This window comes from Mesorhizobium sp. M7A.F.Ca.AU.002.02.1.1 (genome assembly GCF_003998535.1).
GTDB lineage: Bacteria > Pseudomonadota > Alphaproteobacteria > Rhizobiales > Rhizobiaceae > Mesorhizobium > Mesorhizobium ciceri.
Genome location: NZ_RZPB01000004.1, coordinates 1 through 11,834 on the forward strand (window position 1 = coordinate 1; position 11,834 = coordinate 11,834).

Here is an 11,834-nt window from a genome sequence, read left to right on the forward strand (position 1 = left end):
TTACCTGGGACAGCGCGATTACAGCGATTCCGAGATCCTTTGCAAGCGCCTTCAGATCACCGGTGACGAATTCGATCCGGTCGAACTTGTTCGCCGACTTGTTGAACGTCCTCACCAGCCTGATGTGGTCGACCACTGCAAACCCGAGACCGTGCCGGCGCTTCATGGCCACACATCTATCCCGCATCTGCTCGATCGCAAGCTTCGGCCGATCGTCGATGACGATTCTGGTGCCTTTCAGTTTGTCCCTGGCGGATTTCAGATCCTCCAACGCGAAGGCGTCATAAGATCCCGCCTCGATTTCGGCCACCGGCACGTTGGTCTCGCCAGCCATGGCGCGAGCGGTCAGATCCTCGTCCTTCATCTCGAGCTCGAAGAAGATGCCTGGCGCGTAGTGCTGGGCGCGCATCGCCATCTGGAAGGCAAGCACGGTCTTGGCGTCGCCGGCGCGCGCTCCGATGAAGCCGAGGTCGCCGGCATGCACGCGGCCGATCAGTTGGTCGAGCGTCGGCAGCCCGGTGTCGAAGCCCGGAACGATGCCGGTTTCTTTCGTCTTCGACGATCTCGTCAGCACTTTGACGGCGATATCGCCAAGCCACTTCAGCGGCTCCGCCTGGCTGTTGACACTGATGTCCTTGATTTTCACTTCCATGTCAGACAGGAGGTCGGCTGGCATGACGTTCGGTTTCTTGGCCTCTTTCAGCCCATGCTCAAGGGTTTCGATGAGTTTTCTGTGCCGCCAATGGTCGATGATTCCTTCGACCTCATCGAGAGCCGATTCGTTGTTCTCTGCATCGCGCAGCAGCGCGGTGAGCAGTGACGATGTGGATTTGCCGTCTTCATCGTATTCTGGCCCGAGCCGGCTTTCGAGTATCGCTAATGACATCCGCTTGCCTTCGGTGAGGACGTCGCGGACTGCCTGGTAGATTTGCCCATAGAAGGCGTTTGCAAAATGGAACGACTGGAGTGCGTCGGCGATTGACCAGAACGACGCCTCGGATTGCAGCACCTTTCCAAGCACCATGCGTTCGGCAACCAGATTCTCAAGGTGCTGTGTTTGTGGCTTCGCCATTCTTTTCGTCCTTCCGATTGCTTTTTTCAAACCGCTGTCTGGCGTTCCACAAGTCCAAGGCGTCGCCATCACGGCACACATCATTTACGGCGCACTTGATCCCGACGGCCTTCATGCGCTTCTGCAGTTCCTCGGCGGCATGCTGCCCTGGCGGCGGCAATACGCGCCCCTGCGGACCGAGAACCGCCTTGTCGCCGTCCTTGAAGATGTTCAGCCGCTCCACGAACATCGGCGGTTCGAAGTTCTTCATGCCGCTGGTCGACATGAACGACCACACGGGGCGCCGGCAGCCGTCGAGGAACCACGCCCCCAGCGCCGTCTCCATGCCCTCGGCGCCGTCTATGTGCGCGGCATCGCCGCCGAGTCGGATAGCGCCGCCTGCGGTGGTCCCGCGGCCGATCTTAGGGCTCGGAGACAGATCGGCCTTCTCCGGCTTGTCGCGCTTCAGATAGACAATCCAGAGAGCGACGTGGGAGTTGAAGGCATCGACCACCTTGCAGACGATTGCCGGGTAGTTGCCGACGTCCCGATCGGGTTCGAAGTCAAGCGCTGGATGAAAGCGGATTGCTTCATCGGGTTGCCACGGCCATTCGGAAATTGGCGGGATGCCGCGACCGATCAGGTATTGCTCTCCCATGGAGCCAGCGAGCGGCTTGGATTCCGCCCATATTTCCTGAACGTTCAAAACCTTGGCTTGTCTCTTCCGCTCCGCTTCGGCCGCCCCCTTCTTGTTGCGCGCGTCTCGTTCTGCCTGTTCTTTGCTTCGGCGCTCTTCCCTAGCCGCCTTATCTTCTGGCGACTCCGTGCGCTCTTCAGCCATCCCAAGATGCTCGCGGGCGAATTGGAACGCCTCGCGAAAGTCATCCTTGCTGTTCGGGATGCGATCCGTATGGCCGTAGTATAGGAGGGCAAGCCCATAACCGCCAACGCTCTGCGAGAATCGAAACCACCTGCCCTTGTGTGAGCCGCTCAGTTCGACCTTAAAGGAACTCGTCAGCTTCCTTGTCTTGGCGGTCTTGCTTGTCGCAACTTTAATCTGCGGCGTCATTAGGCCAATGTCTTGGCCTTTCTCCTTGACCGGTTTCCAACCCGGCCAGAATTTGGAGCAAATCGATTCGACGTCTTCGTTGAGTCTGTCGGTTATCTCTCTGGCGTCATCCCTGCTCATGCCCGTCGCAACCTTTGGTCAACGACCATGCGCATGATCTTGCGCGGCTCTATACCCACCTCGCCGGCAATCTGCGATATCCACCGGCCCGCCCTGAACAGTACCGATACCCGGTCGCACAATGCGCTTTCCCCTAACGTCGGCGCCGGCGCTGGTTCCGGCTCTTCTGGCGGCAGGACGCCCGTTTCCAGAAAGTCTCTGCCCCGCGATACCCGGCTCTTGATTGTTCCGACGGCAACGCCGATCAGATCGGCGGCCCGTTCGTAGTCGTTGCCAAGGATGGCCACCAACTCGATCGCCCGCCGCTGTTCCGTCGGGAGAAGCCGCATGCGTCGCTGTGTGATCTTGAGATCGACTGCGAAAGGTTGACTCGCTTGCACCGACAGATTCTTGGCGAGCATGTCGTCGGGGTCTTCGACCAATCTCGCCGACTTTCTCGCCTGGCTGATGTGTTCATTGCGAAGGATCGTGAAGAGCCACGCCTTCAGGTTCGTACCATCATTGAATTGTTCCCACTTCTCCATTGCCTTGACGACGGCCTCCTGCACCAGGTCGTCCGCCCTCGCCGGATCGCGCGAAAGACTTATCGCAAAGCGCCGCAGTGCGGCGTAGGACGCCATGACATCCCGATCAAATGCGGCCGGACGCCCTGTCATGCGCCGATCTCGTCATCGAGATAATCGAACAATCTGACAGCCAGTTCGGTGTGCGTCTGCCTCTTGTTCTTCCGAGCTAGGACGCTCGCCTGATCTAACTCCGGACCGTACTCGAATTGCCCCATGACTGAGATCAGCCGGTACTCAGGTTTGCACCACGACTTCTCGGCATCGAGCACATGGCAGAGCGCCTTGATGATCGGCGCCTTCACATGCCCGACGTTTCCATCCGGCTTTGACCTCGTGATTGCGCGCAGCGCAAGGCAGAGGTGATCCGCGCCATAGGTCTTCATGCATTCCTGAAGCGACCGGATGGCGATGGTGTCGCCGAGCTTCATGTTCTTGGATGGGACCGGGTATCGCAGGATGTTGACGTGTGCCTTTGCGCACGCATCGCGAAGCGCTATCGCGTCGGGTTTGTTTCCGGCGAGCTCCGCCGCGAATATCGACAGCGGGTGGATGGCGGTCACGGCGCCGTTGATCGCGGCAAAGGCTTCCGCCTGCTTCTTGGGGTCAGCCTCGATGATGATGCACGGCACTTCGTCGATCGAGCGCAGAGCGGCAGCTATAACCCGATGCTGGCCGTCGACGATCGCAAACAATCCACCATCGATGTTCGCGACCACTACGACCCCGAACAGGGCCCAGTCAAACCCCTTCGCTATCTTGAGGACATTCTTGGCGCCGCCCTCGAAGATCTCGCGCTGATAGGCCGGGTCGATCCGCAGCGCGGAGATGGGAAGCCAGCAGAGCCCGGGCTTGATGCCGAGCGACGTCGTCAATGGTCGGCCGAACGCGGCCGCGAACGGCGTCGGGTCGATCGTCCTCACTTCGGAATTCATTTCGTCCCTCTCGGCCGGCCGACCGGCTTTCCCGTCGGCTTCCACTTTTTCAGGCTATATTCCGACAGCCTCTCGGCGCCGGTCTGTTCCGCATGCCGCGCCAGTGAATAGAGGATGGTTGCGGGGTTCTTGTCGAACCACTTGCCGATCTGCGGCGACGACAGCGACGGCTTGTGGACCTTGATTTTGTAGATCGCCTCCCGGCGCGCCAGGCAGGCATTGTCGTTGCGAAAATCCATGAGGATGTTGTTCGCGACGACACCATGAGCAGCGGCGACATCCGCGATGATCTCGCGCGCCCAGACTGGGATCCGCCGCGCCGACATGATATCGGACTCGAACAGTTTCTTCCTTGCCCTCACGGCGATCATGCCGACCTCTTCTGCAAGAACTGCTGAGCCAGAAGCTTGATGCGGGACTCGTCCGTATAGACCGGCCCGAGCACTGCCCCCGGATCATTGATGCCGCGCTGCTGGTCTTTCTTGATGGCGTTGACAGACATGAGAACCGGGTCCGAGCCATAGTTCACATAGGGGAACACGACCGTGATTTCGTCGGCCTTCTGTCCCGGCCGATCTATGCGGCCGATCAACTGAGGATCGACAACCGCGTTCGACCAATCCATTTCACCAACGATCAAGGTCGAGCATCGCTTTTGCAGCCCATCCAGACCGGCGCCTGATCGAAGGGAAATGATCATCAGGTTCGTGTCACCGTTGATGAACGCGTTCTTCGTCCGATCCTTCTGCCTTGCCGACTCCGAGCCCGTGTAGAGCATCGGATTGAATTTCTTGAGCTGCTCAATCCATTGCGAATAAACGTCCCTGTGCCATCCTGCCAGGATGATCGGGATGCCTTTTTCGAGATACATCTGAGCCAGAATTGCGACGCTCTTGGCTTTTGCCAGTCCGGTCTGGAGGCGGGCGAATGCATCCAGTTCACGCGCGGCGAGACCGGCTTCCACAAAGGAGCCGTTCATAACCTTGATGGCGAGCTTCTTGGCGAGTTCGGCGGCGTTGTCGGCGATCTCTTCGTCAAAATCGACTTCGATTGGAATGCGGTTGATCGGCCGACCTTGGCGAAGACGCCGCAGGAAGACGCCGCTCTCCCGGAGATACGATCCAAGCGCGTCAGGATCCTCCACCCGCCATTTGCCTCCAGATGCCATGACGCACCACTCGCGGACGAAGTCCTCCCATGGGCCGAGAACTTCCGGGTCGATGACGCTAAGGATATTCCACATTTCCGAGCCAAGATTGTAGACCGGTGAAGCGCTCAACCCGAGCCGGAGAGCGGCGTTCTGCGCCAGCACCAAAGCTGCCTTGCCCTTCTCCGCCTCAGTGCCGCGGCGAAGTTCCTGAATCTCATCGAAGACCACGGCCTTGAACATGCCGGTAGCGAATATGTCGGTCCAACCGGCGATGTTAGAATAGCGGAAAATGTATAGGTTCGCCGGCGGCAGGCTGTATGGCTTGGTCCCCTGGATGACGTGCGCGTTCATGTAAGTGAAGGGCTTTATGAATTCATTCACCCATTGACTTGGAAGGTGCGCCTGCACGACGATTGCCGCCGGCAGATATTGCGAGCCGGCCAGGCCGTCCAGTGCGGCTATGGTTTTTCCGAGACCGACGTCATCGCCGAGCAGCAAGCCCTTCCTGCGATGCCACATCTCGCTGGCTTGTTTCTGATAGTGGTAGGCCTCTTTCCCGGGCCGAAAGCCGTGGCGCGCCGGCGGCTGCCAGTCAGGGAGCATGATGGCTTCCGATGCAGCGCGATCATCATCGAAGAGAAGCTTGGTAGCCTCAAGCGCCTGCCGATCTTGAGCCGACATGACGAACGGAAAACGCTGTTGCATCCACAGGAGATCGGCGGCCATTTCCAAAGTGGCCGGCAGATCGAAGACCTTCGTCTGGGTCTTCGGTATCCGGGGAAACATGTTCTTCAGCCGGATCGCCACATGCGGCGGGATATCGCTCAACACCCAGCGGTTGCCCTGCAGCGCTAGTTTGCCGTAGGTGGGCGCCGTCATACCGCCACCAAATTGCGCCGGCGCTTGCTGGTGAGGATCACCCGCAGATCCTCAAGCGCCTTGGCCTCTATCTGCCGGATGCGCTCTTTCGATATCCCATGTTTGCGACCGAGTTCTTCCAGCGTCTCCGGCTCATCGAGCATGAGCCTCGCCTTGATGATCGCGGCTGATCGTGGCGACAGCTTCTTCAGCGCTTGCCGGATGATCCTTCTCTGCCGCTCGCCGTCGATGGTCGCTTCCACGATTGCATCCGGTAGATCACCGCCGTCGACAAGTCGGTCGGTCCAGGACTCGCCGTCTTCGAAGACCGGGGCATCCATGGACGTGTCAGAGGCTCGCCGGCCAGCAAAGAACGCCATCTTGTTCTTGCTCGAAGTCGAACCTCGGACCACCGAGAAGTTGGCGATCACGTACTCCTGCAGGGCGGAGATCACATACCAGCGCGCGAAGGTCGAAAAGCGGTTGCCGAGTTCCGGGTCGAAGCGTTTCAGGGCATTGAACAGCCCAAGCGACCCTTCCTGTATCATGTCGTCCATTGGCAGATTGAACTTCTGGAACTTCCACGCACGGCTCACCACCATCGGACGATGCGCGGCGATGATCTGCCGCATCGCCGCCACGTCCCGGTGATCGCGCCAGCGGACGGCCAGCGCGTATTCATGCTCGCGGGTGAGGAATTCAGGCGCCATTGATGATTACGCGACCACCGGCCCACTCCAGCGGAGCACGCAACCATTCACGCCCGGCGCCGGAACGCAGTGAACGACTCCGACAGAGTCGGTCACGCGATGGGTTTCACCGCCGGGGCGGAATTGAACAGTCTTGGGACTCTCAATGCGGTACACGCGGCCGCCGAAGTCATATTCGCGCCAGTCTTCAACTCCCGCGACGTCCAGTTTCAATAAATCAGCCATTTTGATCTCCTTGGTTATCGTTCAGGATGCCAACCCAAACATGTCGTGCTGCATGCCGCGCGCTTTCTCCGGCGGAGGCATGCCTTCTGGCAGAAGTTGCAATGCGAGTAGTCCGCCCTTGGTCTCGCCGCACTCGGCAAAGCCGGCCTTGCGGAAGGTCCAGCCAAAGACCTCTTGGCCGCGGACGATTATCGGTCGGACCTTCTTTCGATCGATGAAGGTGACCATTCCCAAATCGGGGGGGGTACCGTAGTGAGCCCGGGTCGCCGCGACAGCCTCAACGATCATGTCGGAGGCGCGGCCGGCGCCCTCATTGCGAAAGGCCGAGCAAATCCATGCGCCCGCCCATGCGTGCTTCACCCATTCGGCAAATGGCGCGCTGGTGACCCAGTAGGCCCGCCCAGTCTCTGTCAGCGCCTTGAACACGACACATGACCCAGTCGGCGCGAACTGCGGCGTGCCGGGTTTCTGCCGCGAATAATGCCTGTCGGCTATACGCGCCGAGAAGCGATCAGCACGATGGGAAAGCTGCCAGATCAACGAGCGCCGACCTTTTGCTTCCCCGTCTCCGTTTTCAGCATGCGCGCCATCATCCAGACCGATCCGAATGTGGTCGAGGCGACATAAACGGTGCCGCCGACGGCTATCTGCCACCAATTGCCGGTTTCGACGGCGTGCCAGACCGTCGACCAGATGAACAACTGCGCCACAAACCAGACGCCGTTGGAGGCGATCGCCCATTTGAAATGGTGACGGACGTCACCGCTGTTCCTTGATCGGGAGACCGCTGTGAAGGCCGCGTTCTGCACGATCGAGACGCCGGCCAAGCCGAGCATCGTAAGCCAGAAATTCATGTCAGTTCTCCGTTACTGGTTCTTCTTCGGGTCCACAGTGGAGCCCGCATTCGACGTCGTATTCTTCGTCCGGCGAGTCATCGAAAAGATCGGGGGACCGATGCACCTCATTGATGAGATCGATGACCCTGTCACGCGAGGAGAAAAAGCCCTCCTGCTCGACCTCCTGCTCATGCCACCACAGCGGCGCCGCCGGCTGCTCACGGATGATGCGCTTGCGAAGCCCGCGTCCTTTCAGGAAGCAAAAATCGCAATTGCCCTCATAGTCGCGCAGGCCAAGGTCAAAACCCTGCGGCAGTGGGTGCGTGAGGTTCTTCGGATCTTTGTTGTCGCCGAGCCAGTAACTCATGACATCCGGCTTGCGCACCCGGGCTCGGGAGAGCGGGTAAGCGCATGTTCGGCCAGCCTTCTCGGCATTGGCCATACCCTTGATGATGCGATGGCCTTCGTCATAGCGCAGGCCTATCACCTCGCTGTAGTTCCCCGGCGCCCAGCCATATGTCTTGGCCAACGCGAACAGCGGCAGCAGTTTCAGATAGGTCGTGCACCACCGCTCCTGCCAATTCGGCAACCGTTGCTTTTTGGCGATGAGAGCTTTGAACGGCTCACCCTTGCGGGAAGCGCTGTTGTAGCCGACCTCCTCATACACACTGTCGCCCGGCCGCCACTCGAGCCAGTGGATCTTGACGCCGAAGCGGACGCTGCACTCATGGACGTAGCGAAGCGTCTCCTCGCGCTCCTTGCCGGTGTTTGCAAAAGCGACGACCACATCGTCCGGAAGTTTGCCCCCGTGCGCGCGGACGATCTGGTCCAGCATGTAGCCGCTGGTGCGGCCACCAGAGAATGAGACCAGCGCCGGACCGGTGATGAGATATGGATTCGTCATCTACAGCCACGCCTTTGCAAGATTGTGGAAATAGACCGGCTTTCCATTGATCTCCGGCGGGAAGCCCATCGCGACGTTGCTGACGAGGATTAGTTCCTTGATGCTGTCGTGCTGCGCGTATCGCTCCACCTGGTGGAAGATCGCGCGCTTGCCGCCCTTTATCTTGACCTCGATCCCGATCTCGCCACACATGAAGTCGATCACATCTTCCGGACTCAACCTGACCTCCCGCTCATGGGGAATGTCAGCGAGGGTGAACTCGTCCGAGATTGCCGCCTGCAACCGCTTTTCGTCAGAGAGCGGCAAGCGGATGCCAGCGAGCAGGCCAATGATCTGCTGCACGGTCGTCATGCTGCGACCTTCCTTAGATCAGCCGGACAGTTCGCCTCGAAATTGGCCAAGGAAAACCCGGCCGGCGTCGCACTCCTCTGGTCCGCGCGATCATCGCTTGGCGGCAACAGATGCATCTTCGAACCGTCGATCGGATCCACCGGCTTCTTCGGCGGCATGACGAACCCGTTGAACGTCCACAAACCAGTCTTCTTGGTGTAGGCGTCAGTCGATGGATCGGCGAGATAGCCGGCATACTGGAATGGCTCGAACCAATAGTGCGGCTTGCCGATATGCGGAATGTTGGACAGAACACCTATCGGGTTCTCAACGAATCCGGGAGCACCAGACCATGCTACGGCTTGGCAGGACGCCTCGAAGGTCTCCAGCGCATCACGGAGCATGGCGCCTCGCTTCTTCTCGAAATCCCGAGCGCCGCTGACGGCAACGTGCGTGCACGGCGGGAAGGCGCCGACAAAGACTATCCTTCGCCGCGGGGGGGGGCGCCATGTCCGGACATCACCCCAGACGAAATGGATATTGTTCTTTATGCGGTCTTTGCGGATCGAATGCTCAACGTCAACGCACCAGCATTCAATGCCGGCCGCAGCCCACGGCCGAGCCGCGATGCCGGACTTGTCGCAGAGGAAGATGGCGACTGGGGTCACTTCTTGCCTTTCCAACTCTTCGACCTGTCCGGGGCACTCCGCATGATGACGTAGCGGTCAAGATGCAGTTCAGCCGCAGTGAGGATGTTCAAGCCTCGTCGTTTAAACATGATCGTCATCTCTTCCGCTCCCTTCTGCACCTTGAGTCCTTCAATCAGTTCCCCGAGAAACTTCCTCACATAGTCGATCGTGAAATCTGTCTCTTCGATCCCGACGCCCCATTCCCGGTAGACGTCGAGCCAGCGTTTCGCCGCCCAGATCTTGGTGGCCTCTTCCCGCGTCATGTGGACGATCACCTTGAATGACCGTCCGTCTTCCCTCTCTTTGTTCCGGGTGATGATGCCGCGCAGAAAGTCCCGCGAATCCTCCGGTGAGATATCAGGCAAGTTCACCGCGCCTGGTCTGTCGGGATGTCATCGTCCCCGGTTCACGCCGCCGAGGCATGCCGTCGTACATCTTCTTGTGGCAATGCCAGCAATATGGAGACCCCGACTTCACCGGCTTGCCGCAGAAGAAATATACCGCCGTGTCCGGCCTCTTGTCGTCATTCCATGTCGGCGCCCTGCACTGACCGCTCTTCACGTCTTCCAGATGCACCCGGTAGTGCAGGTCGGGGAACTCGTAGACCGGCTCCGCATCGATGATCGCCGGCTTCCTGATTGCCAAAGCCGCAGTGAGCGGTGCCGGCGCCCGGGGCGGCTTCGCTGGCACCTCTTTCTTCGCCACCGGCGCGGCTTTGTGTTTCTCCGGTCGGCTTTTAAAAAGCGCGTCCGCCTTCATCTTGGCGACTGATGCTGGAGTGGCGACAAGCTTGATCCCTGAACGGTAACTGAGCCCGATGATCATATTCCGGTTGCACTTGCCGCCAATGGCCTCTGCAATCTGAGTGGAGCTCATCTTCTCCGCCACTCCATCGCGGATCGCCTGTATCCGCTCCTCCCTGCTCATCCTCTCCCACATCAAGCGTTGGCCTTGAAAAGCTTCTCGGCTTCCTTGATCTGCAACTGCGCCCTGGTGAGCGGCTTCTCGGCGAAGAGATCGTTCGCCCGCCGATGGCTGTATGGGTTGAGATGCCGATCCAGCCACCAGCACACGCCCACGCCTTCGGCTGCGTCAACGCTGGTGATCTCAATGCCGAGTTTCCGGCACATCTTCACCGCCTCAGACTTGGCGTCAGGCGGGCGACCGTTGCCCAAGAAAGCTAGACGCCATGTGGCCTGGTTGACGAACATGACCGGGATATTCAACTGTGCACACACCCGGCAGGCGATCGCCTCAAGGCCATGAAGCTTGAAAATTGTCTTGAGGCTGATGCCGCCTTTCTTTTCATAGGTGACCGACTTCCCAGCCCAGTTTGAATTAGTGTCGACGACTGCCTTCTTTCGACCAGCGAAGTCCGTGCGAAGTGGCTCCTCTATTGCAAGAGATTCAATTCGATTGGTGACCAGCCAGATGCGAACGACACGATCAAACCAGTCGAACACCTTGCCGAGCTCGTTTGCATCCAGCGCCAGCTTTTCATCGGCGCCGTCCAAGATGCTCTTTTTCTTCTTCGCGCCGCTATAAACGAACGTCTCCGCTGTGAAGACGCCGTCCTTCAGAAACGCAGCGCCAGTGGTGGTCGCTATGTCCAACCCGCCGATGACCATATTTCACTCTTCAATGTGTGGACGCGGGACGGATCAAGTCCGCCCCGCCAAGGGGCTTCAAAGCGTCTCGGCTGGTTCGCGGTCTGAGATGTCCACGTCATCCGGCCACGGCTCGCCGCCTTCGTCGTCGTCCGAGACATCAGAAGACGCCGTCGATCCGCCATCGGAAGCCTGATCAAACTCATCGGCGAGACCAGTGACCTCGGCGCCCTCCTTACGAAGGAGTTCGGCCTCCGGAGGCTTCTGACGGATGCCCGCAGCGTTGATAGCCTGACCTGCGTGCCAGCCCTCGACGTACTTGTTGTAAGCCTCGGTGCCGGACGCGTGGGACGTGGCGAGCGTCTTGCCCGACATGCCATCACGCTTGCCATCATCGAAGGCCCGGTCCTCGACCGGCCGACGGTCTTGGTCGAAAAGCGCACCCTGAGTGCCGATGGCCAAGCCGGCCCAGCGAGCGACCATCGCTTGCCGTTCCATGTCCGCCTTGATCCTTGCTTCGCCTTCCGGCGTTTCGAGATCCAGCAGGAGTTTGATGTTGGCGAGACCGGTTGCGCCGAGATCCGACTTGATGATCTTGTCGAAGTTCATCCGGTCGGCTTTGGTCTTCTTTTCGGCCTCAAGCAGCTTGGCGCGCTTCGCGGCGTGCTGGCGCGTCAGGCCCTGAAGCTGGTCATCGCTAAGCTGTTCGGCTGATCTATTGTGTCCGGGACCAGCTGCGCCGCCGACGACGGACAATTTTGGCTTGTTCTTGGATCCGGCTGGACGC

At 59.5% G+C, this 11,834-nt stretch carries 17 protein-coding genes; all 17 read right to left on the reverse strand.

Annotation, left to right across the window (positions count from 1 at the left end; all coding sequences use genetic code 11):
• Nucleotides 1–1,072, reverse strand: a 1,072-nt coding sequence (locus EN879_RS00515) for a DnaB-like helicase C-terminal domain-containing protein (protein WP_164774289.1), incomplete at its 3' end; no start/stop codon positions are given.
• Nucleotides 1,044–2,240: a toprim domain-containing protein gene (locus EN879_RS00520; protein WP_063168416.1), complete on the reverse strand. Its 1,197-nt coding sequence runs from the start codon at nucleotides 2,238–2,240 to the stop codon at nucleotides 1,044–1,046. The genes EN879_RS00515 and EN879_RS00520, both read right to left, overlap by 29 nt.
• Complete coding sequence (locus EN879_RS00525) at nucleotides 2,237–2,896, reverse strand: sigma-70 family RNA polymerase sigma factor (protein ID WP_063168417.1); 660 nt, start codon at nucleotides 2,894–2,896, stop codon at nucleotides 2,237–2,239. Before EN879_RS00525 ends, EN879_RS00520 begins: the two co-directional genes overlap by 4 nt.
• Nucleotides 2,893–3,738 (reverse strand): ParB N-terminal domain-containing protein, encoded by an 846-nt coding sequence (locus tag EN879_RS00530; protein ID WP_063168418.1) that lies wholly within the window; start codon nucleotides 3,736–3,738, stop codon nucleotides 2,893–2,895. Before EN879_RS00530 ends, EN879_RS00525 begins: the two co-directional genes overlap by 4 nt.
• Nucleotides 3,735–4,109 (reverse strand): hypothetical protein, encoded by a 375-nt coding sequence (locus EN879_RS00535; protein WP_063168419.1) that lies wholly within the window; start codon nucleotides 4,107–4,109, stop codon nucleotides 3,735–3,737. The genes EN879_RS00530 and EN879_RS00535 overlap by 4 nt, the downstream gene beginning before the upstream one ends.
• Nucleotides 4,106–5,695 carry a DEAD/DEAH box helicase gene (locus EN879_RS00540; RefSeq protein WP_164774290.1) on the reverse strand — a complete coding sequence of 530 codons (1,590 nt, stop codon included), beginning with the start codon at nucleotides 5,693–5,695 and terminating at the stop codon, nucleotides 4,106–4,108. The genes EN879_RS00535 and EN879_RS00540 overlap by 4 nt, the downstream gene beginning before the upstream one ends.
• A gap of 68 nt (nucleotides 5,696–5,763) precedes the next feature.
• Entirely contained in the window at nucleotides 5,764–6,456 is a 693-nt protein-coding gene (locus EN879_RS00545) for a sigma-70 family RNA polymerase sigma factor (RefSeq protein WP_063168421.1), read from the reverse strand.
• A gap of 6 nt (nucleotides 6,457–6,462) precedes the next feature.
• Complete coding sequence (locus EN879_RS00550) at nucleotides 6,463–6,681, reverse strand: hypothetical protein (protein WP_127224377.1); 219 nt, start codon at nucleotides 6,679–6,681, stop codon at nucleotides 6,463–6,465.
• Nucleotides 6,682–6,702: 21 nt separating this feature from the next.
• The gene (locus EN879_RS00555) at nucleotides 6,703–7,221 is read right to left on the reverse strand and encodes a hypothetical protein (protein WP_063168422.1); all 519 of its coding nucleotides are present in this window, start codon (nucleotides 7,219–7,221) and stop codon (nucleotides 6,703–6,705) included.
• On the reverse strand, nucleotides 7,218–7,535 hold the full coding sequence (locus tag EN879_RS00560) for a hypothetical protein (RefSeq protein WP_063168423.1): 318 nt from the start codon (nucleotides 7,533–7,535) through the stop codon (nucleotides 7,218–7,220). The genes EN879_RS00555 and EN879_RS00560 overlap by 4 nt, the downstream gene beginning before the upstream one ends.
• Before the next feature lies 1 nt (nucleotide 7,536).
• Nucleotides 7,537–8,352 carry a hypothetical protein gene (locus EN879_RS00565; RefSeq protein WP_127273919.1) on the reverse strand — a complete coding sequence of 272 codons (816 nt, stop codon included), beginning with the start codon at nucleotides 8,350–8,352 and terminating at the stop codon, nucleotides 7,537–7,539.
• A 69-nt stretch (nucleotides 8,353–8,421) separates the two neighbouring features.
• Nucleotides 8,422–8,772 carry a hypothetical protein gene (locus tag EN879_RS00570; protein ID WP_063168425.1) on the reverse strand — a complete coding sequence of 117 codons (351 nt, stop codon included), beginning with the start codon at nucleotides 8,770–8,772 and terminating at the stop codon, nucleotides 8,422–8,424.
• Nucleotides 8,769–9,419: a hypothetical protein gene (locus EN879_RS00575; protein ID WP_063168426.1), complete on the reverse strand. Its 651-nt coding sequence runs from the start codon at nucleotides 9,417–9,419 to the stop codon at nucleotides 8,769–8,771. Before EN879_RS00575 ends, EN879_RS00570 begins: the two co-directional genes overlap by 4 nt.
• Nucleotides 9,416–9,805 carry a hypothetical protein gene (locus EN879_RS00580; RefSeq protein ID WP_063168427.1) on the reverse strand — a complete coding sequence of 130 codons (390 nt, stop codon included), beginning with the start codon at nucleotides 9,803–9,805 and terminating at the stop codon, nucleotides 9,416–9,418. Before EN879_RS00580 ends, EN879_RS00575 begins: the two co-directional genes overlap by 4 nt.
• Nucleotides 9,798–10,367, reverse strand: coding sequence for a GcrA family cell cycle regulator (locus EN879_RS00585; protein WP_158515793.1), 570 nt, complete (start codon nucleotides 10,365–10,367; stop codon nucleotides 9,798–9,800). Before EN879_RS00585 ends, EN879_RS00580 begins: the two co-directional genes overlap by 8 nt.
• Nucleotides 10,368–10,378: 11 nt before the next feature.
• The gene (locus EN879_RS00590) at nucleotides 10,379–11,068 is read right to left on the reverse strand and encodes a hypothetical protein (protein ID WP_063168429.1); all 690 of its coding nucleotides are present in this window, start codon (nucleotides 11,066–11,068) and stop codon (nucleotides 10,379–10,381) included.
• 57 nt (nucleotides 11,069–11,125) lie between these two features.
• A complete protein-coding gene (locus EN879_RS00595; protein WP_127273920.1) occupies nucleotides 11,126–11,803 on the reverse strand; it encodes a hypothetical protein in 678 nt (225 codons plus the stop codon).
• Nucleotides 11,804–11,834: the final 31 nt, after the last annotated feature.